The 22,950-nt window shown below is 34.7% G+C and carries 24 protein-coding genes; 8 read left to right on the top strand and 16 right to left on the bottom strand.

The window, feature by feature from the left end; translation table 11 throughout:
• Positions 1 to 100: 100 nt before the first annotated feature.
• The 9 genes from HOG88_RS01945 to HOG88_RS01985 form a co-directional block, all read right to left on the bottom strand.
• Positions 101 to 2,338: an AAA family ATPase gene (locus HOG88_RS01945; protein WP_295002573.1), complete on the bottom strand. Its 2,238-nt coding sequence runs from the start codon at positions 2,336 to 2,338 to the stop codon at positions 101 to 103.
• A gap of 2 nt (positions 2,339 to 2,340) precedes the next feature.
• Positions 2,341 to 2,493: a hypothetical protein gene (locus HOG88_RS01950; protein WP_295002574.1), complete on the bottom strand. Its 153-nt coding sequence runs from the start codon at positions 2,491 to 2,493 to the stop codon at positions 2,341 to 2,343.
• A gap of 324 nt (positions 2,494 to 2,817) precedes the next feature.
• Positions 2,818 to 4,098, bottom strand: coding sequence for a pitrilysin family protein (locus HOG88_RS01955; RefSeq protein WP_295002576.1), 1,281 nt, complete (start codon positions 4,096 to 4,098; stop codon positions 2,818 to 2,820).
• 5 nt (positions 4,099 to 4,103) lie between these two features.
• The gene (locus tag HOG88_RS01960; protein WP_295002578.1) at positions 4,104 to 5,168 is read right to left on the bottom strand and encodes a dehypoxanthine futalosine cyclase; all 1,065 of its coding nucleotides are present in this window, start codon (positions 5,166 to 5,168) and stop codon (positions 4,104 to 4,106) included.
• The gene (locus tag HOG88_RS01965; protein ID WP_295002580.1) at positions 5,168 to 7,576 is read right to left on the bottom strand and encodes a multiheme c-type cytochrome; all 2,409 of its coding nucleotides are present in this window, start codon (positions 7,574 to 7,576) and stop codon (positions 5,168 to 5,170) included. Before HOG88_RS01965 ends, HOG88_RS01960 begins: the two co-directional genes overlap by 1 nt.
• A 3-nt stretch (positions 7,577 to 7,579) precedes the next feature.
• The gene (gene nusB / locus HOG88_RS01970) at positions 7,580 to 7,981 is read right to left on the bottom strand and encodes a transcription antitermination factor NusB (protein WP_295002582.1); all 402 of its coding nucleotides are present in this window, start codon (positions 7,979 to 7,981) and stop codon (positions 7,580 to 7,582) included.
• Positions 7,981 to 8,445 carry a 6,7-dimethyl-8-ribityllumazine synthase gene (gene ribE / locus HOG88_RS01975; protein ID WP_295002584.1) on the bottom strand — a complete coding sequence of 155 codons (465 nt, stop codon included), beginning with the start codon at positions 8,443 to 8,445 and terminating at the stop codon, positions 7,981 to 7,983. The genes nusB and ribE overlap by 1 nt, the downstream gene beginning before the upstream one ends.
• Positions 8,446 to 8,454: 9 nt before the next feature.
• Positions 8,455 to 9,246: a 3-deoxy-8-phosphooctulonate synthase gene (gene kdsA / locus HOG88_RS01980; RefSeq protein WP_295002586.1), complete on the bottom strand. Its 792-nt coding sequence runs from the start codon at positions 9,244 to 9,246 to the stop codon at positions 8,455 to 8,457.
• Between the two features lie 270 nt (positions 9,247 to 9,516).
• Positions 9,517 to 10,410: a DMT family transporter gene (locus HOG88_RS01985; protein ID WP_295002589.1), complete on the bottom strand. Its 894-nt coding sequence runs from the start codon at positions 10,408 to 10,410 to the stop codon at positions 9,517 to 9,519.
• Between the two features lie 105 nt (positions 10,411 to 10,515).
• On the opposite strand from HOG88_RS01985, the gene HOG88_RS01990 reads away from it, so the two are divergent.
• From HOG88_RS01990 to der, 4 genes are all read left to right on the top strand, one after another.
• Positions 10,516 to 11,271: a TerB family tellurite resistance protein gene (locus HOG88_RS01990; protein WP_295002591.1), complete on the top strand. Its 756-nt coding sequence runs from the start codon at positions 10,516 to 10,518 to the stop codon at positions 11,269 to 11,271.
• Positions 11,272 to 11,314: 43 nt separating this feature from the next.
• Complete coding sequence (locus HOG88_RS01995; RefSeq protein WP_295002594.1) at positions 11,315 to 11,896, top strand: LPP20 family lipoprotein; 582 nt, start codon at positions 11,315 to 11,317, stop codon at positions 11,894 to 11,896.
• Positions 11,896 to 12,282 carry a hypothetical protein gene (locus HOG88_RS02000; protein ID WP_295002596.1) on the top strand — a complete coding sequence of 129 codons (387 nt, stop codon included), beginning with the start codon at positions 11,896 to 11,898 and terminating at the stop codon, positions 12,280 to 12,282. Before HOG88_RS01995 ends, HOG88_RS02000 begins: the two co-directional genes overlap by 1 nt.
• Before the next feature lie 108 nt (positions 12,283 to 12,390).
• A complete protein-coding gene (gene der / locus HOG88_RS02005) occupies positions 12,391 to 13,884 on the top strand; it encodes a ribosome biogenesis GTPase Der (protein WP_295002599.1) in 1,494 nt (497 codons plus the stop codon).
• Positions 13,885 to 13,904: 20 nt separating this feature from the next.
• On the opposite strand, the gene hemJ is transcribed toward der, so the two are convergent.
• The 4 genes from hemJ to raiA all read right to left on the bottom strand — a co-directional run bounded on the left by hemJ (position 13,905) and on the right by raiA (position 15,980).
• On the bottom strand, positions 13,905 to 14,333 hold the full coding sequence (gene hemJ / locus HOG88_RS02010) for a protoporphyrinogen oxidase HemJ (RefSeq protein WP_295002601.1): 429 nt from the start codon (positions 14,331 to 14,333) through the stop codon (positions 13,905 to 13,907).
• A 12-nt stretch (positions 14,334 to 14,345) separates the two neighbouring features.
• The gene (locus HOG88_RS02015) at positions 14,346 to 14,954 is read right to left on the bottom strand and encodes a hypothetical protein (RefSeq protein WP_295002604.1); all 609 of its coding nucleotides are present in this window, start codon (positions 14,952 to 14,954) and stop codon (positions 14,346 to 14,348) included.
• A gap of 9 nt (positions 14,955 to 14,963) precedes the next feature.
• Positions 14,964 to 15,584, bottom strand: coding sequence for a hypothetical protein (locus HOG88_RS02020; protein ID WP_295002607.1), 621 nt, complete (start codon positions 15,582 to 15,584; stop codon positions 14,964 to 14,966).
• 66 nt (positions 15,585 to 15,650) lie between these two features.
• On the bottom strand, positions 15,651 to 15,980 hold the full coding sequence (raiA, locus tag HOG88_RS02025) for a ribosome-associated translation inhibitor RaiA (protein ID WP_295002610.1): 330 nt from the start codon (positions 15,978 to 15,980) through the stop codon (positions 15,651 to 15,653).
• A gap of 110 nt (positions 15,981 to 16,090) precedes the next feature.
• On the opposite strand from raiA, the gene trpS reads away from it, so the two are divergent.
• Both trpS and HOG88_RS02035 read left to right on the top strand, forming a co-directional pair.
• Positions 16,091 to 17,056: a tryptophan--tRNA ligase gene (gene trpS, locus HOG88_RS02030; protein WP_295002612.1), complete on the top strand. Its 966-nt coding sequence runs from the start codon at positions 16,091 to 16,093 to the stop codon at positions 17,054 to 17,056.
• A 213-nt stretch (positions 17,057 to 17,269) separates the two neighbouring features.
• Entirely contained in the window at positions 17,270 to 18,700 is a 1,431-nt protein-coding gene (locus HOG88_RS02035; protein WP_295002614.1) for a lysozyme inhibitor LprI family protein, read from the top strand.
• Between the two features lie 55 nt (positions 18,701 to 18,755).
• On the opposite strand, the gene argF is transcribed toward HOG88_RS02035, so the two are convergent.
• Together argF and hemB are read right to left on the bottom strand one after the other, a co-directional pair.
• Positions 18,756 to 19,676: an ornithine carbamoyltransferase gene (gene argF / locus HOG88_RS02040; protein ID WP_295002617.1), complete on the bottom strand. Its 921-nt coding sequence runs from the start codon at positions 19,674 to 19,676 to the stop codon at positions 18,756 to 18,758.
• A gap of 9 nt (positions 19,677 to 19,685) precedes the next feature.
• The gene (gene hemB / locus HOG88_RS02045; RefSeq protein ID WP_295002619.1) at positions 19,686 to 20,657 is read right to left on the bottom strand and encodes a porphobilinogen synthase; all 972 of its coding nucleotides are present in this window, start codon (positions 20,655 to 20,657) and stop codon (positions 19,686 to 19,688) included.
• Between the two features lie 68 nt (positions 20,658 to 20,725).
• Between hemB and ribA the strand changes: the two genes are divergently transcribed.
• Both ribA and HOG88_RS02055 read left to right on the top strand, forming a co-directional pair.
• On the top strand, positions 20,726 to 21,289 hold the full coding sequence (gene ribA, locus HOG88_RS02050; protein WP_295002621.1) for a GTP cyclohydrolase II: 564 nt from the start codon (positions 20,726 to 20,728) through the stop codon (positions 21,287 to 21,289).
• Between the two features lie 269 nt (positions 21,290 to 21,558).
• Positions 21,559 to 22,191 carry a hypothetical protein gene (locus HOG88_RS02055; protein ID WP_295002623.1) on the top strand — a complete coding sequence of 211 codons (633 nt, stop codon included), beginning with the start codon at positions 21,559 to 21,561 and terminating at the stop codon, positions 22,189 to 22,191.
• Here HOG88_RS02055 and HOG88_RS02060 read toward each other — a convergent pair.
• Positions 22,164 to 22,610 carry a Fic family protein gene (locus HOG88_RS02060; protein ID WP_295002626.1) on the bottom strand — a complete coding sequence of 149 codons (447 nt, stop codon included), beginning with the start codon at positions 22,608 to 22,610 and terminating at the stop codon, positions 22,164 to 22,166. The genes HOG88_RS02055 and HOG88_RS02060 overlap by 28 nt on opposite strands.
• Positions 22,611 to 22,950 lie beyond the last annotated feature (340 nt).

A 22,950-nucleotide genomic window follows, 5' to 3' on the forward strand; every position in this document is an offset into this window, starting at 1 on the left:
ATCAGCTTAAAACTGGCTAATATTAGGGGAGTATTTGTATTTTTGGAAGCATATGCGATGAAAATTATCGCTTAATCTTAAGAAACTGTACTATATTATTCTAAAGCTCTAAAAGCACGGTATCTCTCCGTGTGGATTCAAACTTTTTACATCCACTCTCAAAAGCACCGCCCTCTCCCACTAAAATACACTTATGTTTTGCACGAGTAATCGCAGTATAGATAAGCTTTGTATTATGCATAATGAAGTGTGTGAAACTCATAGGAATTACCACTATGTCATACTCCATACCTTGCACTTTATGAATTGTCAGAGCATATGAGAGCATCAGGTGAGACTTTAACTCTTCATACTCATACACCACTACGACATCTTCATTTGGATAAAAAACAAAAAGCTGTTCATCATCTTCTTCTATCTTAAAAAGGAGTCCACTCATTCCGTTAAATATTCTTCTAACACTAGACTCCTCTCCCGTCTTAAAACCATCCCCACTCCAAGAAGTCATGTTTTCATTTTTTGTATGGACTACTTTATCCATTAAACGAAACTCTAAACTACCGCGTTTAACACACTTGCTCGGGTTTGGGTTAAAGTAGTCTTGGAGAACTTTGTTTAGGTTTGTAGTGCCTAGTATGCCACCCTTCATAGGTGTTATGACTTGAAAGTAATTTAGATACTCTTTTATCTGTTTATTCTTTAGTCTGTACCTAGCTTTTTCTATGGACTCTACAACTCTGTGTACTATTTCGGCCACGATATTGTTAGAGTTCTCATCACGAAGATTTTTGAGTTCATCTTGGGAAAGTTGGTTTCGTAGAGAATAGTAGTTTTGTATACTCACATCTGTAAATTCAAAGTCATCATACTTCTCTCTATAATGAGGTACATTCCCTTTTCGGATATCATTGGCTATAAGGGTTATGGCTTGTTCTTCACTCTGTCTATAAATCTTTGTTAGCTTTACTATAGGCGCAAGAGAGAGTTCTAAAACATCACTCAGTACATTGCCTGCTCCAATCGGAGGAAGTTGTGCATCATCACCTACGATGATTACTACAGCCTTTTTAGATATCTTTCTCATAAGTCGCGCAAAAAGCGAAGAGTTTATCATAGAAGCCTCATCAATAAGCACAACGGAATAAGGAAAAGTATCTAGACTCTCATGCTTTATAAGTAAAGACTGAATCGTAGCCGACTCATACCCAGTTGTGTCACTTATACGCTGAGATGCTATCCCACTTAAAGCACATGTCATGATTTCTTTTTTATCATATCTTGTGTTGAGTATTTCTAAAATTGTTTTTGAAGTTGTACTCTTTCCTGTTCCTGCATAACCAACTAAAAACAGAAGTCCTACTCCTGAGTTTATCATTTGGACAGCTTCTGTTTGTTGCTCTCCAAGTTTTAATTCTGACTCTTTTAAAAAAGCATCTAAATCGCCAACAAAACCGCTATTTTTTATCTTCGAACGAGTAGCAAAGTCATCATATAAAAACTTTTCTGCATCATAAAGTCTAGAAGGTGAAACACGGTTGTTCTTCATAATGACTATGCTTCCCTCACCTACTCTCTCAACTAAAGCAGCTTCATAAAGGTTCGTCCTATTTGTAAAAAGTAACAACTCATCGAGCCCACTAAAAAGAACTTCTTTAGAGATACAAGAGTTTCCTTGTGCTTCGCAGTAATTAAGCAAAACATAATCCATAGCAGAGCTAATACGCCCTTCATCTTCTTTTTCTACTCCCATTTTAAGAGCAAGTTCATCTGCTCTTTTAAAACCTATGGAGTTTATATTTGTCAGGACATATGGGTTTTCTTTTATTTTTGCACAGGGTGCGTCAACATCTTTCATCGCAGTTGCTATAGTAGTTAAAAGAGCTGGTGAAACGTCAAAAGGACTTAAAAATTCTCCGAGTTCTCTCATGGAACGAAATTGTTTCCAAGAGTTCTGAATCTTTTTAAGTCGTTTCTCTTTAATACCTTTAAATTCTAATAGTCTCTCGATGTCGTTATCGAGTATATCTATAAGCCCCTCTTGTCCAAACTGCTCAATTAAATCTGCTGAGAGTTTTTTAGTGAAGCCTTTGATGATTTTGTTTAAGAAGAAAAAGAGTTCGTTTTGATTTACTTTGAGGGAGTCAAACTTGAAAGTTTTGCCATGTTTTTTATGCTCATGCCACTCACCACTTAGAGTGATTGCAGAACCTTTTATATTTTCAACAGAACTCTCATAATAAGTACCACTTATCTTCTCATCAGACTTTAAAACAGCTATAAAAAAGCCATCTTCTTCAAAAAGGATTCTATCAATTTGACCTATTAAAGTAGTTGCCAATGTTATATACTTAAATAATTTTCTATGATTTGGTCTGAAACATCTTCATGTTCATGAAGTATCATTTTTGATATTACAAAATCTATTTTATTAATTATTTCTTCCTTACTCAATAAATATTTTTCTAAAATTAATATTTTTTCTTGATTATTCATTATTATCTCTATTTATCTTATTTAACTAGAATTGACATATTACTTTCAAGAATTAAAATTTATGCTATAATTTTATCAGTTGGGACAATTAGAGAGCATCAACTCTCTAAAAGCTTTTAATATAACCTTAGTTCATAAAGAACTAAAAGTATAACAATTATGACGCTTAATCGCATTGTTACATCCTTTTGGTTACAAGGCTGACCCTGTCCCACCTTCCACCTCACAATACAACTCATACATCATAATCGACAACCGATTGTACAATTATAATATTTTTTGTAATGCTTAGTAGAAAACATGGCAATATGCCACACTTTAAAGCTATTTTGTAACTATTGCGAAGCTTATGTCTAGAATCTCTTTATGCTCTTTAATATACTTGTTTAAATCTTTGAGTTTTAGATTTTGGATCTGTTCTAGTTCTAGTTCAGAACTTCCTAGCTCAAAACCTTTATAGTACTCCTGAAAAGTTCTACTTAAACGCTGACTCATAGTCTCAACACGTAATGGCTCTGAACCAAGTATGAACTTTTTCGTCTGCTCTAATTCATCTTTAGTCACACCCTTTTTAACAAAAGTAGCTATCACTTCTTTAACTGTTGCTTTAGCTTCTTCCATAGACTCAAGTTTTGTTTGTAAATAACCGCTCATATAAGAGCTAGATTTTGTCACATTTACTCTTGCGTATGCAGAGTAAGCAAGACCACGTTTTACACGTACTTCTTCCATTAAACGTGAACCAAATCCACCTGTACCAAGTATAAACATAGCAACTCTAGCCTTGTAAAACTCAGAGGAATCTATACTGATGTCATATGGCGAACCAAAATAAACATATGCTTGTTCAGTCTCGCGTTTAAGTACAGAATTTTTAATTTTTTTATCAACTTTAATCTGTACTAAAGGCTCACTTTTTCCAACTTCTAATGTAGATAAAACCTCAGTAAGTGTCTTTTTAACAAGTTTAATATCAATATCACCACCAACAACAACAATAGCACGAGAAAGTACTATATGTTCTGCTGTAAATTTCTTTACATCTGTCATATTAATACTTTCAACACTCTCTTTCGTTCCACTTGATGGCTGTGCAAGAACAGAACCAGTAAACAAAAGACTTTTAAGTTCATTCCCTGCAATATAATCAAAGTCATTCTCTTTACGACTCAAACCACCAACTGTCATAGTTTTTATCTTCTCGAGTGCTTTAGCAGAATAGTTAGGGTCTTTTAACAGTGTCTCTAAGCAATTCATACTATTTGCATACTCATCTTTTAAAGAACTTACTTCTAAAACAAAAGTTTCAGTTCCTGAATGAGCAGAGATACTAATGGCCTTAGATTCAAGTGCCTCAGCAAAAGCATTAGAACCCTCTGTTTTTGTACCCTCATTTAAAATCTTAGCTGATACTTTGGCTAAACCTGCCTTTTGAATATCAGTGATACTTCCACTGTTTGTAAAAACTATTTGTGTACTTACAAGTGGTAATCTGTTGTCTTCTTCATAGATTAAAGGGATTTTTACACCCTTGATTTCTATTGTTTCTGTTTTAGCTGCCATAAGTATCTGTCCTATTATTAGTAGTGTTAAAAATATTTTCATTATATCTAGTTGAAAATTTCTAATGTTTCATATGCTGTATTTCTTACAGCTGGTATTTCATCTATGTCTTTAATGAGTTGTACCATCTCTTCTTTAGCCATTACATAAGCTGCGCCTGCAGAACTTACAACATTTTCTTCCATCATAGTAGAACCAAGATCATTTGCTCCAAAACGCAGTGCCATCTGACCGATGTAAGGACCTTGTGTTACCCAAGAACTTTGTATGTTTGGCACATTATCAATGTAAAGTCGTGCAACTGCGAGTAAACGCAGGTAACGGTTTGAAGATGGTTTGTCCATATCTGGAATCAAAGCTAAAAGTTCAGTATTTTTTCCCTGAAAACTCCACATGATAAATGCACGAAAACCACCAGTTTCATCTTGAAGGTTTCGTATCATATCAAAGTGATCTACAATCTGTTCATCAGTTTCAACTGTTCCATACATCATAGTAGCAGTACTCATGATGTCGAGTTTATGAGCTTGACGATGTACATTTACCCAAACTTCCGCATCTATTTTCTTTGGAGCGATGATATCACGAACTTTATCTGAAAGTATTTCTGCACCAGCACCAGGTATGGAAGCTAAACCTTTTACTTTTAAACGCGATAGCACTTCTCCAATTGTTATGCGAGAAACCTTAGCAATAAAATCTAGCTCAATAGAAGAAAAACCGTGAATAGTAATACTCGGGTATTTAGTATGAATATGTTCAACTAAATCCTCGTACCACTCTATTTTTAGCTTAGGGTGTACTCCACCTTGAAAAAGTATCTGTGTACCACCGATTTCAAGAAGTTCGTCTATTTTGTCATCTATCTCTTCGAAAGTTAAAACGTAAGCATCTGCATCTTTTTCATGTCTATAAAAGGCACAAAACTTACAGTCAACCCAACAAATGTTCGTATAGTTAATATTTCTATCAATTACAAAAGTGGTAATACCTTTTGGGTGAAGTTCTTTTTTACGAGCACTAGCCATCCGGCCAAGTTCCTTTAAATCAGCATTCTTTATTAAATCGAGAGCCTCTTCTTTAGTCATTCTTTGGCGTACAATTTTACTCATTATTTCCAACCTTTATTTTTAGGGTTTATCGATTTTTTCTTAACAAAAACAGTGTAAGCTATATAAAAAATAATCATCATAAAAATCATAAGTCCAAATATTTGAACCCATGCACTTAGGTTCATTACTTTAGAAACTATGCTCCTATGCTCTTTGTTATCTATGTTAACTTCAGCCATTTGGGCAACATGTGTCATTGCAGATACTGCTAAATTACCATCAGGTATATTTATATGACAAGAGATACAAACACCTCTTCTATCTAACTTATCTCTCTGCTCTTTTGAAAGGGCTTGTGAAAGTTTAAAGTGATGACCAACAGTCATTACCTGTGTACCATTTTCATCAACAAACTGAGAATAATCATACTTTAGGTTAGGAATTGCAGGTATTTGCTCATCCGTCTTTTTTACAAGTAACTTTTTATCAGCAGTCATTAAATCCATAATAGTTGTTTTAGTGGCATCACCATTCATTTTTCCGCCACCTATACCTAAACCAAGTGCCTTATCTGAAGAGTGACAAGATTCACAAGTTCTAGACTCTTTACTTATAGTATGTGGTTGAACAGGGGACATATCAATAGCATTTTGTCCTTCTTCACCAGCACCTTCGACATTTGGTATTTTAAAGATATGGTTTTGTAAAAGTGCTTCGCCATCTTGCCCAATTACAGTAATTGTAGTCTGACAACCTGGGATAACTGGAGTGATGCGACCCTCACCGTTTTGAGCAAGTGCTGGGTCTTCCCATCTTAAAAAACTTCTTGTTTCTGTTACTTTTCCTGGGACTAAGTACTTCTTCAAGTCACGCATTCCACCCGTTGTACCGTGGATATCTTTATCATGTGAAGCTTTTAAAAAGTCAGGGTTTTGTTTTCCACCAGAGTAGTCAACTTTTACATGACATCCATAACATTGTGGTGCCCATGCAGCATGACAAGTGTAGCACTCAAGCTCCGTTGTATGTGCTTCAATCACATCCATTGCAACGAGTGCTTTTTTAGATAGCTTATTTTGAGCTTTTAAAAGCTTCAAAGGTTTTAGTTCTATGTCTTTTCCGGATGCAAGATGCATTATGATTGTATTGCCCTTTTTAACAGCCTTTGGTAATGGATTACCACGTGCTGTAAGTATAAAACCATCTTCTTTCTCTGGTACATATCCTTGCTTTAGATAATCAGCTACATTTTGAGCAACACCACGTGCTTTACCTTTTTTCACCTCATCTTCGAACTCATCAGAGTAACCAATAGGAAGTTCCCAAGGGTAAGAAGTTGTTGTTCCGTGACAATCTTGACACTCAACCTCAACCGCGGCTAAGTTTGCTCCACCTAAAAAGCCATCTCCATGAAGGTCATTTGATGTATGACAATCCTGACATAACATCCCCTTTTGATAGTGAATATCTTCTTTCATATGAAGATAGCGTTTAGTATGAAGTTTTGGTTGACCATTGCCTTGTTTATCAAATGTTGAGTTATACGCAGTTTCCATAAGACCTTGGTAAGAAACACCTATTCTTTTACCACGGTTATGACAAGTAGCGCATGTCTCAACTGGAACTCCGGAATACTCTACATCGTTTACTTTTACTTTTACCTTACGAGAAGATTGGAGTTGGTGAGTAAGCATATGACCTGGATTTTTCTTTGAAGTTGCTTTATCATTTCCTTCATAAAAACCCTCATTAGAGTATGGAACATGACACGATGCACAGCCAATTCCTCTAAAATCACCGCGTTTTTCTCGTCCTTTACTACCAGTATGGCAGCGTAGGCACTCTTGACGAAGATATGTATAAACAGCTAAAGATGGATCTTTGTGTACTTCTTCAACTGTTGGAGCATCTCGAAGTTGTCTCATTTGCTTAGGAAATGCCTGTGGTTCCATAGTCGCTAGTTTTTCCATATACTTTTTATATACATCCGTACCTAGTCTGGAGTTTTTGTCTTTAGGGTTTGCCGTTTTATATGTTCCTACTTCGTGCTTGTACCCATCATTTTGACCAAAACTCCACATTGCCCCTTGAATCTTACCTTGTTCAGTCATCATCAAAGAGTTCATCTGTGCACCAACTTGTGACGCATGACACATTCCACAAGTGTTTTCATTTACCCATGTAGAAGCAGGTGCCGGATAATAATTTTTCGGGCCCTTATTTTCTTTAAAATACTTTACTGTTCCATTATGTGCATACTTTTTTCTCTTTGACTTTGGATTACCACCGTGACAAACTATACAGTCATTGTCTTTGTGTCCAGCCTTTTGTGCAATCTTGAGTATCTCTTGCATCATGCTCGAGTTTCTATCACGGATATCTTCTATACCCTCATGACAGACTATGCACTGATTAGCTCCAAAAACGAAAGAGTTTACAAAAATAAATAATAGAACGAAAGCTTTCATAATTTAGTTTTTAAGTTTAGATATACCGTCTAAAACGCCATTAATAAATTTTGGTGATTGCTCAGTACCAAACGCTTTAGTAATTTCAACTGCCTCGTTAATGACAACAGCAGAATCTAACTCACCATATAAAATCTCATAAGTAGCTAAACGCAGTGTAGCCCGTTCAATAGTTCCTAAACGCTCAAAATCCCACTCTTTTAGACTTTCAACTATCGCTTTATCACAAGCTTCTAAATGTTCCATTACTCCATCATAAAGAGTAAGTGCAAAATCTTTTTGTTTGTTACGAATCTTTTTTTCTTCTAGTATTTCATTTGCATGTTCTGCAGTGTTTCCATTTCCTAAGTCAAATGCATAAAGAAGACTTACTACTGCCATTCTTGCGTGATGTCTAGTTGCCATTATATAGCCTCATAAAGGTCAAGCATTTCAATAACCGTAGTCATTGCTTCAAACCCTTTATTTCCAGCTTTAGTTCCAGCTCTTTCTATTGCTTGCTCGATTGTATCAGTTGTTAAAAGTCCAAAACTTACTGGTTTTTGGTACTTTAAACTCATAGTTGCTATTCCCTTTGTCGCTTCAGCTGAAACATAGTCAAAGTGAGGAGTTGCCCCTCTTATAACTGCACCAAGAGCACAAACAGCGTCATACTTTCCAGAAGCTAGTAGTTGATCCACTACCATTGGAAGTTCAAATGCACCAGGGATTAAAACATGTGTGATATCTTCATCATTTCCACCATGGCGTTTAAATGCATCTTCTGCACCTTCAACAAGTCTATCAACTATAAAGTGATTCCATCTTGTACTTACTATCGCTATCTTTTTTCCGTTAATTACTTTTAATTTACCTTCAACTACTTTCATTTCTTTCCTTTAAATTGCTTGTATTTTTTTAATTTTTTGAATCACTTCATCTAAATCTTGAAGTTTTAACATATTTGGTCCATCGCTAAGAGCACTACTTGGGTCAAAGTGCGTCTCAAAAAAGAAACCATCAACACCAATAGCGGCTGCAGCTTTTGCCAAGTGTGGTACCATTGAGCTATCTCCACCTGTTTTACCATTCTCTGCAGTTGGCATTTGAACAGAGTGTGTCGCATCAAATATCACTGGTGCAAATTCTCTCATTATCACTAAGTTTCGCATATCAACAACCATGTTTCCATAACCAAAGCTATTGCCACGTTCACAAAGATAAACACCATGTTTTTTTGCATTCTCATATGTTGGTTCAGAACATCCTCGCGTTTGAAGAATTTTTAAGAGTGGGTACTTCATAGCATCCGCACTTAAAAACTGTCCTTTTTTAATGTTTACTTCACATGATGTCTTTGCACATGCAACAAGTAAGTCAGTTTGACGACATAAAAATGCAGGAATTTGTAGCATATCAACAACTGCTGCTACTTGTTCAACTTGCACTGACTCATGAACATCAGTCACTATTTTATAACCAAAATCATCTTTGACTTTTTGAAGTATTCTAAGCCCTTCATCTATGCCAAGTCCACGAAAAGACTCCAAAGATGTACGATTCGCTTTGTCAAAACTAGCTTTAAAATAAAAGTCTATTGTCTCATCATTATGATATTTTTCTAATTCTCGAGCAATTTTGAAGATATTCTCTTCACTCTCGATTACACAAGGTCCTGCTAAAAGTTTCATATACTCTACCTAATAAAAATATAGTAAATTATAGCACAATTGATTTAAGCTGCCATTAACAGACTGGGTTAAGCCCTTTATCTAAGTCTACAAATCCTAGATGTCGTCTATTTTAATAACTCTGTTTCTTCCATTGTCCTTTGCTTTGCACTGTCCCTTGTCTCAATTTTTATAGAGCTTTTCCATATTTATCACTTGACAACCTGTTGCTATTAACTGAACATTCTTACTTTATACTTCAATCACATTTTTTTCAATAATTTTACTTAATTATTTTGTTTTAGCTACCAGTATTCCCGCAAACACTATTAGCAAAATTCCGAAACTACTAGCAAGTGATGGAAGAGAATCACCAAGCATAACTCCGACCATAATAGAGAATAAAATATTTGTATAACTCACCGCTCCAACTATTCCTGCCTTTGTCTCTCCATAAGCCTTTGTCATTAGAAGCTGAGAGATGGTTGCAAAAACTCCCATGCAGATGACGTAAAACCAAACTATCCCTTGAGGCATAACAAACTCACCTAATAAAAAATCCAACTCTGGAGCATCTAAATATGGCGATATTAAAAATAAAACTATTGGTCCAATGGTTCCGACAAGCATAAATGAAAGTACAATTGCTCTTGTGTCATAGTAAGATTTTAACTCTCGTACGGAAGTGTATGCAAGAGCTGCTCCTACACCTGAAAATACCCCTAAAACATCATACTTTGTAAAGCCAAGTTCACTAGGTTGAGTTATAAAAAGAATACCTATAAAACCTATGAAAACTGCACCCCAAGCCTTAGCAGATAGTTTTTCTTGTAGAAATAAAAATGCGAAGATTGCTGTAAAAATAGGTGATGTTTTTGAGTATGTCATCGCATCCCCAAGTGAAATATGTGCGATGTTGTAAAAGAATGCTAAAAGTGCGATAAAACCAATAAAACCACGGAAGAAAAGAAGAAGTGGTTTTCCTCCGACATGCCTCATTGGTTTTTTTAAAATTGCAAAACCGACAATAAGTACTCCCGCAATGTTCCTAAAAAATACAACTTCTAGTGAACTCATACTTACAGATGCTAGTTTGGCAAAAGCACCCATAATCGCAAATGTAAAAGAAGCGATAAGCATATACTTTACACCCTTGTTCAAGTTTTTAAAATATGTACGACTCATCACTAAGTGCTTCCTTTCACTGAACTGTTGCTTCTTGATTCGTAATTATATCTATTTATTTACTTCGAGTTTGTATACTCTCTTAAACATTTCACAGGATTTCATATGACAAACATCATAGTACTTGCAATAATCGGATACTTTTTTTACTATATATTTAAAAGTTACTCAAAGTATACGGACTACTCAAAAGAGGCTTTTAAGAACTTCTCAGTTTCTCACGACTCCCTCAAGCATAGTGAACTTGGCCTTTTTGTAGCATTAGTTGCTAAAGTTGCTAAAGCAGATGGAAAAGTGGACGCACTTGAAGCAGAACTAGTCAGTATCATGTTTGATGATATCTCAGCAGTTTTTCCTGAGCCAGAAAAAACAAAACAAATACTCAAAGATATATTTTCAGAGGAAAAAGGCAGAACAGATAATGTACATACAGTTGCAGATGCATTATCTCAAGCGACTAAACGCAACAAAGCAAAAGAACAGCAATTTATGGGATTTTTGATTCAACTTGCATTTGTTGATGGAGAGTGTTCTAAAGAAGAAGAGGCCATTTTACAAATAATTGCTGAGGCCTTAGAATTTGACCCTAATGCATACCATGCTATCTTCGAACAATTTGAAAATATGATAAAAAATGTCCAACCAAAAGCAAGTATAGAAGATGCATATAAACTTTTAGGAGTAAATGCTGAAGATGATATGCAAAGTATCAAAAAAGCTTATAGAAAACTTGTTAGAGAGTATCATCCAGATATCATTAAGTCACAAGGCAAGAGTGAAGAGTATATGAAAGTAGCAACTGCTAAAACACAAGAGATAAATCAGGCTTATGAAATGATAAAAAAGCAAAAAATAAAATAACTTATGGTAATATTGACTTAACTAAAACTCAAGGATATATAATATGGTAAAAACACTTTCATCAATCGCATTCGCAGGTTTAATCGCTGCAACACTTACAGGTTGTAATGCAGCAGCTCCGGCTCCAGAAGAAACACTAGACGAGCGTTGTCGTAAAGCTGGAGAACTAGTTCCTGAATGGGTATGTTCTTCTAGTATAGAAGGTGCTACATATGCAGCTGTTGGTACTGGTAAGTCAAAAATGGCTTCAATGGCTATGAATAAAGCAATGGCTGGTGCTCGTGCTAAACTTGCTTATCAAGTAAACGTACAAGTAAAAGCGAAACTTGAAGACTTTATGCGTTCAACAGGCAATGGTGATACAGAAACTATAGATGCAGTAACAACTTCAGTAACTAAACAGACTGCAAAAGTTGATCTTGCTGGTTCAAGAAAAGTAAAAGAATACACTACAAAGAGTGGACATCTTTTTGTTCTAGTAGCTGTTGATGAAAATATCGTTAATAAACAAGTAAAGAAATCTGTAGCAGTAGCTTCAAGTCGTAATAACGATGATGCTATGTGGCAACAATTTCAGTCTAAGCAAGCTATGGATAGTCTAGATAAAGAATTCCCAACTGACTAATGAAATTATTCTTTAGTTCATTAATTCTTTCTTTGCTAGTTATGAGTGGTTGTGCAAACAATCCTCAGCCAGCAGAAAAACATACAAAACCTCTTTGGACAAACAATGGAGAAGGTGCTATCGGAGTTTGTGATTCCCACATCAATGGTAATGCAGCCCAAGAACAAGCAGCTATGGATCGTGCTTTAGAAAAGCTTGCGAAACAACAAGCAGTAAGTATAAAAACATCTTCATTGTCTTCACAACATGAAAATTCTGGGATGTACAGCTCTGGGTATAACTCTGCAACAGAGATAAATGCTAATACAAAAATAAATGCTCATATCAAAAAATCTTGGCGAAATCCTAGAAATAACAGATATTATGTCTGGATGGAACTCGACTAAAAATTCTCTTTTTTTTAAAGAGAATTTCTACAACACTCACACAATCAAACCTTATTTTAGCTATAATTTCAAATAATATATAAATTATCTACTTAATCAAGGTTCCCCATGAAAAAAATTGCTATTATCGGTCGTCCAAATGTTGGAAAAAGCTCTCTTTTTAATCGTCTTATAAAAAAACGTGATGCTATAACTGCGGAGATTGCTGGTACAACTCGTGATGTTAAACGCCGAACAGTTACTTTTATAGACAGAGAAGCAATGCTTCTTGACACTGGTGGACTTGACAAGGGATGCGAACTTTTTGACAAGATTAAAGAGATGTCAATTAAAGCTGCATACTCTGCTGATATCATTTTATACATGGTTGATGGGAAAAGTATTCCAGAAGATGAAGATAAAAAGTTTTTTTATGAACTCCAAGCAATGGGAAAAGATATGGCCCTCGTTGTAAATAAAATTGACAATGATAAAATGAAAGAAAACCTCTGGGATTACTATGAGTTTGGAACCGATGCTATTTTTGGAATCTCAGTTGCACACAATAGAAACACAGTAGAGCTTTTAGACTGGATAGCCAGTAAAATTCCAGATAGCGATATTGTAAAAGAGGAAGAAGAAAAAGAGGAAGAAAAGATTCAAGTTTTCGAGCCAGAAGTAAACGATGAAGACTTTTTTGCTAATGTTGAAGATAGAGATAAAGACGATGATGGTTATACTTACTGGGATGAAGATGAAATGGATGGTGTTATTGTTGATGATACAATCTTTGGAAACAACGACCGTATTAAAGAGTTTGATGAAGAAGATCTTAACCATATTAAAATTGCTATTATCGGTCGCACAAATGTCGGAAAAAGCTCACTACTAAATGCTCTTCTTGGTGAAGAACGTTGTGTTGTAAGTAGTGTTGCAGGAACAACTATTGACCCTATTGATGAGACTGTAGAGTATAAAGGTAAGCAACTTACATTTGTAGACACTGCCGGTCTTCGTCGTCGTGGTAAAATTCTAGGTATTGAGAAGTATGCACTTACGCGTACAACAGAAATGCTTGACAATTCAAATATGGCATTAATAGTTTTAGATGCAAGTGAGCCGTTCATGGACCTTGATGAAAAGATTGCAGGACTTGTTGATAGTAACAGACTATCTTGTATCATAGTTTTAAATAAGTGGGATATTTCTAAACGCGACGAGCATGACAAAATCATCAAAGAGGTTCGTGATAGATTTAAATTTCTTGCTTATGCACCTATTTTAACACTCTCCGCAAAATCACATCTAAGAGTTGATAAGCTTCACGATATGATTTTAGAAATAACTGAGAACTACTCACAAAGAATTCCAACAAGTAAGATAAATGAAGTAATTGAAAAAGCACTTCGTCGCCATACACTTCCAAGTGTAAGCGGACAGGTTATTCGCATCTACTACGGAACACAGTATGAAACGCGACCACCAAAGATAGCGATAGTTATGAATAAACCAAGTGGTCTTCACTTTACATATAGACGTTACCTTACAAACAAAATGCGCGAAGCATTTAACTTTACAGGAACACCAGTTCTATTTAAAGCGAAAAAACGCGGAGAGAAATAAGAAGAACCTCTCTTTAGTGTTTATGCACTAAAGGGCTTAAAAACAACCATTGCAACAATAATAATCATTAAAATAGTTGGAACCTCATTATACATTCTAAAAAATTTACCACTTTTAATACATCTATCTTCTAAGAACTCTTTTCTATACTTATTCATAGAGAAAAAATATACCATCAAAAGAAACACAAAAGTTATCTTTGCATGTATCCATCCATTTCCAGCAAAACCATACATATAAGCTAAACCTAATCCACTCACTACACTCGCCCACATAGAAGGTACACCAATGTACTTATAAAGCTTCATCTCTTGTACTTTTACTACTTCTACGAAACCTTTATTTTCAATATTTTCAGCATGGTACACAAATAAACGCGGTAGGTAAAACAGGACTGCGAACCAAGATATAAATGAAATAACATGAAACCATAGTACTAACTCATACATTATATAAACTCCTTAAAAGTTTTTTTCTAAATAAACAGTGTTATAATTTGAGCCACCTTTAGTGACACCATTTATAAGTCCAAATATACCTGAACGATGTTTAAGTGCCCATCCAACATAAGTATTGTGCATCGGTTTATAGTGAATCAACCTTCCTAAATCTAAGTCTAGACTTAAGTCAATATAGTTTAAATAGTAAGATTTATTATCACCTATATCCCCTTCTAGCTCTTCAACTGATAAAATATTACTCGTATACGAAGCACCTTCTCCAAAACCAAATCGTATTCTGTTATCTAAAAAGTCGATATTGTAGAACAGTTTTATATAAAGAGTCGCTTCATAAACTTTATCACTATGTGCGGGATTTGCACTTTCGTCAAACTCCGCTAATCCACCTCTTAAATATAAATCTAAAGGCTTATCAAATAGCTTGTGTTTAAGTAAATACCCACCATCAAGTCCAATAACAGTATAGTCGAACTCGTGTAGTTTTGAACCAAAGGATATGATTTCACCGAGTGTACTTGCCGATGCCTTACCATATGCTAAACGCATTGAGTAATTATCTTGTGCGATAAGATTTAATGTTAATAATAGTGCTAGTAATAATGTTTTCAAATATAATCCTTAAAAGTTTTTTTCTAAATAAATAGAGTTATAGTTCGAACCACCATCAGCTACACCACCATAAAGACCATGAAATCCTGAACGATGCTTAATCAAGTAACCTAAAAATAAATCTTCCATACTTTTAACACGAATAAGTTTACCAATATCAAAATCATATGAAAACTCTAAGTAGTTAAGAAAGGTTGATTGCTTATCGTTTTCTACTATTGCCTCTTGTGCTTCTACCCAAGGAACTCTCCCTGCCCAAGAAACACCTTCTCCAAATCCAATCCGAAACTGATTATCAAATAAATTTAGCTTATAGATAATTTTGACACAAACAGTACCTTCAAGAAAATCAGCTTGATGATAATTTTCATCAAAGTAACTGATACCACCTTTTGCATAGATATCAAAAGGTAAATCAAATATCTCTTCTAATACTTTATACCCTCCATCTATTCCATAAACATTAGTTTTAAAAGAGCTAGTATTTAATCCTGTAAAGGTATAGAGTTGATCAAAATCACTCGCAGAAGATGCACCCCAAAAGGCTCGGACAGAGTATTGATTTTCTTTAGTATCATTAGCATAGCTAATCGTATTAAAAAAAACTAAAATTAAAAAGAGAAGTTTCAAATGGATTTCCTTGAAGAAAGAGAGGCTATATGCCAAAATAGCATATAGTTCTATGTGTTAAGTATTTTATGCGTCTAATGTTTCTAGATCTTTAACAGAAGTGGCTTTATGAGAAACAACTTTATCATGTAAACGACGAAGTGCTTTATTCCCTTTTTCGATTGCTAAATCTATAGCAGCATCTAGAGAGTCATCTTTTTGGTTAATAACAACTGGTTGTGCATGAGCGATATGAATATCAAACTCAACATTTACACCTTTTTTCTCAGCAGTAACAACACAGTTAATAGTTGTAATATCTAATGAATATTTTGTAAATGCTTCAACAGCACCTTCGATGTGAGCTTTTGCAGCTTCATTTAATGTTATGTCTTTTGCTCTAATTTGTAAGTTCATCATAAGTCCTTTGTCTTGAAGTATCTCTGACACCTCTGTATATAGTTATATAATAACAGAATAAAGCTGAAATTGGTATAATTCTCATAAAAATTTTAGGATTTGTAATTATGAGAGTATTAACAGGTATTCAGCCATCAGGCGACTTACATATAGGAAACTACTTTGGCTCTATAAAGCAAATGGTAGACGCACAAAAGGACAGTGACACTTTCGCATTTATTGCAAATTATCATGCTATGAGTAGTGGAAATGGTGGAGAAAAACTAGCTAACCTTACAATGCAAACTGCTACAGACTTTTTATCACTTGGAATTGATTCTGAGAAATCAACATTTTGGGTTCAATCTGATGTTAAAGAGGTACTAGAACTTTACTGGATACTCTCTACCTTTACTCCTATGGGTCTACTAGAACGTGCTCATAGCTATAAAGATAAAACAGCCAAAGGTATCCCCGCGAGCCATTCTCTATTCTCATACCCTGTTTTAATGGCGGCAGATATACTTCTCTACTCTCCAGAAATTATTCCTGTTGGGAAAGACCAAATTCAGCATGTAGAAATAGCTCGTGACATCGCGACTAAGTTTAACAATGAATATGGAGACATTTTAACAATTCCTGAGTTTCAAGTTCAAGAAGATGTGCAGACCGTTCCAGGAACTGACGGACAGAAAATGTCTAAGAGCTACAAAAATACAGTAAATATATTTGGTGAAGAGAAAAAACAACTCAAAACAATTAAAAAAATTGTTACTGAAAATGTAGCGATGGAAGAACCAAAAGAATTTGCAACATGCAATGTTTACAACATGGCAAAACTTTTCTTAGAAGGTGAGAATCTCAAAGCACTTGAGCAAAGATACACTCAAGGTGGAGAAGGTCATGGACACTTTAAAGTTTATCTTGGTGAAGTTATGTGGGACTACTTTAAAGAGTACCGTGAAAAACGCGACTACTATATGAGTAATCAAAATGAAGTTAGAGAGATACTCAAAGCAGGAGCTTTAAAAGCAAGTGCTGTCGCACAGCCAATGATGGAAAAGATAAGAATGGCTACTGGGATTAAATACTAAAAAGTATCTAATTATCTACATCAAAAACTTTAAGGGACATCATGTCCTTTTAGTAACTTCTTTTGTACTTACATAATAAACTCCCTTATTAACTATTGTTTTTTATATTTAAGGTTTTTATGCCTATAATGTGTTTGAATAGATAGTTACACTGGGGATTACCATCCTGATACTAATATCGTTCGTATTAGTTCAGATATACAATTAAAATCTATGGCAGTGTTTGCAAAAATACGGAAAATGCCAGCTTTAGTGGCAAAATTTAGTATCCCTAAAGATACAACAGTTCAATATATCTTGAAACTAAGGATGCAAGACTATTATAATGGACCTGAGGTCGTAGTCATTGGAGAAGGAAGAGATGGAACTTTATATAAAAGTATCTCTTATTTAGGAAATTATGATAAAACTAGATTTATTGAAAATTGCAAAAAACAAAATAATAATTTAGACACTAATGCATGTAGAGAAACTGCTAATGAAATAAGTTTACAAAAACTGGGAAGTTATTATCAGTCCTTAATGAAAACAAGCTATTTACCAGCTTCTAGAAAACTATTAGTACAACAAGAGTCATGGCTACTAAATAGAAAAAATGTTTGTCCAAGTTTTAATGCCGATTGTCTTTCAAAATACTATCAAAAAAGAATGGATACATTAAAAAAGACATATACAAAAAAACACTTAGGATTTACAGGTCAAGGTGTTTCATGTGAGTCTTTTCCCGGAAAACTATTTTCTGATAATATACTCATATTTGGAGCTAAAGCAGACCATGGGAAAAGAGTTGACTATCAAGTTGCTGATAGCAATAGAGAAACTCATGTAATCGATGTTGTTGTTAACTCGCCAGAAAAACCTGTGGGACTTATTCTTCAAGGACACTATCCATCAGTATGGAATATTAAATGGACAAAGGGAACCAAAATAGAAGCAGTTATAGCATTTGGAGATGATAAACAGTTTATCGCGGGCCTTCCAAAAGGAATACCTATTTTGGCGGGTAATGATAATAAGTCGTGTGATTTATCGTTTAGATATCAAGGGACATTTTCTACAAAAGATAATCAGCATACATATTCAGGGAGTTTAAAACATCTTTCCCAAAGGGCTTTTAATAAAAACTTTACAAGTGTTTTTATGGCTGAAGGAGGCAAGCTCTTAATAGGAAACAGTATAGATGACAAAACAAAATTTTATACTTCATCCGATGCACCTCCCGAATCATTTGCAGATAAATCAAAGCCATTAATTGGACAAGCTGGATTAAATAACTTCCTTAAAGAAGGTAAAATTCGTCCATTAAAAGAACAAGACTTGGATAGATGGTTGCAAAAAATGATTCTAATAAAAAAATCAGAAAAAAATGCAGTCAATGTAGTGACAGATTCCACTTTAGAAAAGTGGGAAGGAGAAAAGAAAATACAAGACATGTTGAGCAAAAGACATGATACTCATAGAATTTTTAGTACAGGGTATATGATTTTAGAAAAAATCACAATTCCTATACAGGCCAAGGCACATTATTTTATTAAAGAGAATGTGCCTTATCCAGATATTTCAATGGATAATGAACCAACAATTTATGAACTTGATACTATGACATGCAATGGCAGTGTAGCAAGTGGCTGTAAGAATTATTAGCAACAAATAGCAGAACTGTCGTTGAAGATAAATGCTAGATAATAACCAGAGAAAACTATCTCTGTCTATCTAACCAAACCATAAGACCTTTTTGAGCATGAAGTCTATTTTCTGCTTCATCAAAAATGATGTCTGCATGTGCATCCATAATCTCTTCTGAAACTTCTTGTCCACGATAAGCTGGTAAACAGTGTAAGAATTTTGCATCTTTTTTCGCTAAACACATTTTTAAACCATCCACCATATAACCATCAAAAGCTTTTACTCTTTGGGCTTTCTCATCTTCTTGACCCATTGAAGCCCAAGTATCTGTTGTTACTATAGTTGCATCTCTGAGTGCTTCCATTGGATCATTTGACACAGATATCACTGCCCCACTCTCTTTCGCTAAATGTACAGCATCGTCTAATACATCTCTATCTACTTCATAGCCTTTAGGTGTTGCTATACGAAGTTCAAAACCAATTTTTGCAGCGAGCATTAACCATGAATGTGTCATATTATTACCATCACCTATGTAAGCAACCACTGCGTTTTCATTAATGCCATATTCAGTCATAGTCATATAATCAGCAAGCAACTGTACTGGATGATAAGAGTCTGTTAGTCCATTTATAACAGGTACTTTTGAGTAAGAAGCGAACTCTTCTATCATACTATGAGCAAAAGTTCTTATCATAACCATATCACACATGCTAGAGATTACACGAGCCGTATCTTTTACAGGTTCACCACGACCTAAATGTATGTCACGGCTAGAAAGAAAGAGTGCATGACCACCAAGTTGGTATATCCCTGTCTCAAAACTAACACGAGTTCGAGTAGAACTCTTTTCAAATATCATAGCAAGTGTCTGTTTTTTGAGTGGTTCTTTATAAACGCCAGCTTTTAAATCATTTTTGATTTCTAAGCCAATATTTATAATCTCTAAAATTTCTTCTTTTGTAAAATCTTTCAGTGTTAAAAAATGTCTCATGTCTCTTTCCTATTTTTGTAGCATTGCTGCTACCTCTTTTGCATGGTATGTAATAATAATGTTAGCACCAGCACGCTTAAACGCCACCATTGTCTCCATAACTACTCTATCATAATCTATAAGGTTGTTTTGCCCTGCCATCTTAAGCATTGCATACTCGCCACTTACATTATAAACAGCCATTGGTAGTGAGGTTGCGTCTTTTATCTCACGTACTAAGTCTAAGTAAGCAAGTGCTGGTTTTACCATAAGTATATCAGCACCCTGTATCTCATCACTTACAGACTCAGCTATAGCCTCACGACGATTTGCTGGGTCCATTTGGTATGAAGAACGGTCTCCAAAACTCGGAGTAGACTCAGCTACATCACGAAATGGTCCATAGTACCCTGAAGCAAATTTTGTAGAGTATGACATAATCGGAAGGTTTTTAAAGCCTGCCCCATCAAGAGCTTCCCGCAGTGTTTCTATGATACCGTCCATCATACCCGATGGAGCTATCATATCTGCTCCAGCTTTTGCATGGATTATTGCTTGTTGTCCTGAAATTTCTAAGGTTGCATCGTTGTCTACCGTCTCATTCTTATCATCTATGATTCCACAGTGACCGTGATCCGTGTACTCACAAAAACAGAGGTCAGTTACTATAAACATATCTGGATGAACTTCTTTTATAGCACGAATACTAGAAGCAATGATTCCATGTTCACATAGGCTGTCGCTTCCTATAGAATCTTTTGTATCAGGAATTCCAAAAAGGATTATTGAGAAGATTCCAAGTTTTTTCAACTCTGAACACTCTTTGATAATTTCATCGATACTCATCTGAAAAACACCAGGCATTGAAGCAACTTCTTTTTTTATGCCCTCCCCACTTTTGATGAAAAGTGGATATATAAAGTCTTCAACACTGACATTTGTCTCTCTTACAAGCGAACGAAGATGCTTGTTTAAACGAGTGCGACGAAATCTTTGAAACATTCTTGAACCTTTTTTTTGCTATAATAATTTTTTTAAGAAAACATTTTACCCATTTAAAGATTAAATTAATGAATATAGAAATATCAGAAGTAGCAAATTTACCATCAAAGTTCGGTCTCTTTAATGTCAAGGCATATAAAGAGGGTGAAAAAGAACATCTAGTTATCTATGCAAAAAAATTGCATGAGACACCTATTGTAAGGGTTCACTCAGAGTGTTTAACAGGTGATGCCATAGGAAGTTTAAAGTGTGACTGTCGTGAGCAACTAGAGTATGCTCTTGAGCTTGTTGCTAAAGAAGGAGGTATGGTTATCTACCTCAGACAAGAAGGACGCAACATTGGTCTTTTAAACAAGATAAACGCTTATGCACTTCAAGATAAAGGTCTCAATACTATAGAGGCAAACCATCAACTAGGCTTTCAAGCAGATGAACGTACATATGAAGTTGTAAATTTTATCTTAGAAGATTTTGGTATTAAAAAGATTCAGCTCCTAACAAACAACCCAAAAAAAATGGATTCTATTAGTGGTGTTGAAATTATAAAGAGAGTCCCTATCGTTATCCAAGCAAATGGGTTTAACAAAGACTACCTAGGAACTAAACGTGACGAGATGGGACACCTGCTCTAAACTAAATACACAAACCCCATAAACAAGGGCTATAAAGCCCTTAACTGCTACTTTTACTCCAAAATTAAAATCCTTTTAACCTCTTCAAACCACTTTAACCGTATCCTAAGTCTATACACTTTATTTTAAGTGTAATGGGTTTATGGAAAAAGAAAAGTTATGGCAAGAAAGAATAAACTTGAACAAGCAAAAGATAAGAGTGGAAAAAATATTAAAAATAATACACACTAATTAATGCCAGTGGTCATACAGAATACTATACTTCATTTATGTTAGATGGTATGTCATATCAGAAGAAAAATCTCACTAAAAGATACAATGCCAAAACACCAACACAAGCAATAGCAGCACTTGAATCAGCAAAAACAGATTTACGAAATATTAATATTAATCCTTTTGAAGATAATTCAAAAGGCGAAAAAGTGAAAGATATTGTTCTCAAACAGATTAAAGAAAAAAAACCAAAAACCAAAACAAAAGACAACACTCACTATAAGAGAAGTTTAGAGTTATTTTACTACAACTATATTGACCCAATAATAGGACACTTACGATTAGAAAAAGTTCAGAGAAAACACGCACTTCAAATTTTAGGCTCTCTCGAAGATAACACTAAAAGTTTCAAGCTCATACTTAATGTTTTAATGTTTAAAATATTTGAAAATGAGTTTAGAGCAAGAAGAATAGATACAAATCCATTTTATGAACTTGATTATGGAACACATAAGCCAAAGGAAGGATTTGATACAAGACTCAATGAACCTATGGAAGATGTAGCAAAGAAACTATACAAGACTACTGTTACCTTTAATCTATCGCATAGGCTGTTATTTATGATGTCCATTATGGTGGCTAGAAGGATAGGCGAACTTTTTCAACTTAAATTGCCATTGAGTTCATAAAATGGGTGGAGTGCTATAAGTTCGCTCTGATAGTAAGCAACTTTTTTGGAAAACTCTATTTTGTCTTTGTAGATAGTAAGATATTTATCTTTTTCAAGTTCTGTAAAAATTCTTGTTGATTGGTTCGTAAGATATTCAGATAAGCAAAATTGAGAATTACCTTTGCTCATATTAACTGTTCTATAAACTCCAGCAAAATCATAGAGAGCTTCAAAAGTTTTTTTATGTATATCTACAAAATACTCTTCATCAAATTTTGTGTTTTCATTTAGTTCGTGGGAGAATTTCGCATAAGCTTCTATAAGTAGGTTATTTTCTATTTCGTGGATTAGTTCAGGATTAGTAATATCTAATTTATTTTTTGGAACATCAGACCCATCAATATAAATGGGGCTATCATCAAGCTGATACTTGGACATTGTGTTTTGCCATTAACTCTTTTGCTTTTTGAGCCAATGATTTAGAAGCAGGTTTATAGCCCTCTATCTTTTGAGAATTAGCAACGATTTTAATAATCTCAAAGGATTTCAGCTTGAAACTGATACAGTCAAATATCTTGAAGATTTGACACCCTTTGAGGAGTAGTTAAAATTATACTATAAAAGAGTTCAATACATTTTGTCTGGACAAAGTGTCTATCTTATTTCTTTATACTCTCCATCAATCTCTCTTTCAACATAATAATCACTGCCTAAATAAGCTTTTAACTTTTGAGCCAATAAATGACCTTGATTATCAAACTTTTCCCAATTGTAGAGG

Origin of the sequence: Sulfurimonas sp. (assembly GCF_018698455.1) — a bacterium.
Taxonomy (GTDB): Bacteria; Campylobacterota; Campylobacteria; order Campylobacterales; family Sulfurimonadaceae; genus Sulfurimonas.

What these genes read in the sequence shown, in the direction of transcription:
- HOG88_RS01995 (WP_295002594.1), top strand. Translation starts at nt 11,315, where the DNA reads ATGGTAAAAACACTTTCATCAATCGCATTCGCAGGTTTAATCGCTGCA.
- HOG88_RS02055 (WP_295002623.1), top strand. Translation starts at nt 21,559, where the DNA reads ATGTTAGATGGTATGTCATATCAGAAGAAAAATCTCACTAAAAGATAC.
- HOG88_RS02060 (WP_295002626.1), bottom strand. Translation starts at nt 22,610, where the DNA reads ATGTCCAAGTATCAGCTTGATGATAGCCCCATTTATATTGATGGGTCT.
- HOG88_RS01985 (WP_295002589.1), bottom strand. Translation starts at nt 10,410, where the DNA reads ATGAGTCGTACATATTTTAAAAACTTGAACAAGGGTGTAAAGTATATG.
- kdsA (WP_295002586.1), bottom strand. Translation starts at nt 9,246, where the DNA reads ATGAAACTTTTAGCAGGACCTTGTGTAATCGAGAGTGAAGAGAATATC.
- argF (WP_295002617.1), bottom strand. Translation starts at nt 19,676, where the DNA reads ATGAGACATTTTTTAACACTGAAAGATTTTACAAAAGAAGAAATTTTA.
- HOG88_RS01955 (WP_295002576.1), bottom strand. Translation starts at nt 4,098, where the DNA reads ATGAAAATATTTTTAACACTACTAATAATAGGACAGATACTTATGGCA.
- ribE (WP_295002584.1), bottom strand. Translation starts at nt 8,445, where the DNA reads ATGAAAGTAGTTGAAGGTAAATTAAAAGTAATTAACGGAAAAAAGATA.
- HOG88_RS01960 (WP_295002578.1), bottom strand. Translation starts at nt 5,168, where the DNA reads ATGAGTAAAATTGTACGCCAAAGAATGACTAAAGAAGAGGCTCTCGAT.
- HOG88_RS01950 (WP_295002574.1), bottom strand. Translation starts at nt 2,493, where the DNA reads ATGAATAATCAAGAAAAAATATTAATTTTAGAAAAATATTTATTGAGT.
- HOG88_RS01965 (WP_295002580.1), bottom strand. Translation starts at nt 7,576, where the DNA reads ATGAAAGCTTTCGTTCTATTATTTATTTTTGTAAACTCTTTCGTTTTT.
- raiA (WP_295002610.1), bottom strand. Translation starts at nt 15,980, where the DNA reads ATGAACTTACAAATTAGAGCAAAAGACATAACATTAAATGAAGCTGCA.
- ribA (WP_295002621.1), top strand. Translation starts at nt 20,726, where the DNA reads ATGAATATAGAAATATCAGAAGTAGCAAATTTACCATCAAAGTTCGGT.
- HOG88_RS02000 (WP_295002596.1), top strand. Translation starts at nt 11,896, where the DNA reads ATGAAATTATTCTTTAGTTCATTAATTCTTTCTTTGCTAGTTATGAGT.
- HOG88_RS01990 (WP_295002591.1), top strand. Translation starts at nt 10,516, where the DNA reads ATGACAAACATCATAGTACTTGCAATAATCGGATACTTTTTTTACTAT.
- hemB (WP_295002619.1), bottom strand. Translation starts at nt 20,657, where the DNA reads ATGTTTCAAAGATTTCGTCGCACTCGTTTAAACAAGCATCTTCGTTCG.
- HOG88_RS02035 (WP_295002614.1), top strand. Translation starts at nt 17,270, where the DNA reads ATGGCAGTGTTTGCAAAAATACGGAAAATGCCAGCTTTAGTGGCAAAA.
- nusB (WP_295002582.1), bottom strand. Translation starts at nt 7,981, where the DNA reads ATGGCAACTAGACATCACGCAAGAATGGCAGTAGTAAGTCTTCTTTAT.
- hemJ (WP_295002601.1), bottom strand. Translation starts at nt 14,333, where the DNA reads ATGTATGAGTTAGTACTATGGTTTCATGTTATTTCATTTATATCTTGG.
- trpS (WP_295002612.1), top strand. Translation starts at nt 16,091, where the DNA reads ATGAGAGTATTAACAGGTATTCAGCCATCAGGCGACTTACATATAGGA.
- der (WP_295002599.1), top strand. Translation starts at nt 12,391, where the DNA reads ATGAAAAAAATTGCTATTATCGGTCGTCCAAATGTTGGAAAAAGCTCT.